1 protein-coding gene is annotated in these 477 nt (G+C 48.2%); it reads right to left on the reverse strand.

Annotated features, from left to right (window positions below):
• On the reverse strand, window positions 1-350 hold a 350-nt coding region (locus JHD59_RS22130), incomplete at its 3' end, for a hypothetical protein (protein WP_199155855.1).
• Window positions 351-477 lie beyond the last annotated feature (127 nt).

The following is a 477-nucleotide window of genomic DNA, read 5'->3' on the forward strand; positions in this document are numbered from 1 at the left end:
GATATTACTTGATCGCGTGGCATTTTTGCGATTAAAGCATCCATATAAGCCCCCTGGGAAAAATTTTGCTTAACAAGCAATTTTATGCCGGGACTGGACAAAAGCTCCTTTGCTGATATGCCAGGCTTGAAGTTAAAGTCGGAGCGAGCCAACCCCACTAAAGGCTTATCCTTATAAATTGGAAGTGAGAATCGTGCATACTCTTCTCTTTCCGGCGTTTTATACCATCCCGGCGTGCATATCTCCTCATTATTACGCTTAATATTCTCAAGGACTCGATTGGCAGGAACAAGCACCCATTCGATTGAAATATCAATTGACTTGAAGGCAAGCTCTGTGGGAGTGACCACTAAACCAGTTACGGTTCCATCTGATAATGTGTCTGTCTCTTATACACATCTGACGCTGCCGACGACAGCACGGAGGTGTAGATGGGGGGGGGCGCGGTGGGGGGAAAAAGGGGGGGGGGGGGGGGGG

Origin of the sequence: Chromobacterium sp. ASV23 (assembly GCF_016428945.1) — a bacterium.
Taxonomy (GTDB): Bacteria; Pseudomonadota; Gammaproteobacteria; order Burkholderiales; family Chromobacteriaceae; genus Chromobacterium; species Chromobacterium sinusclupearum.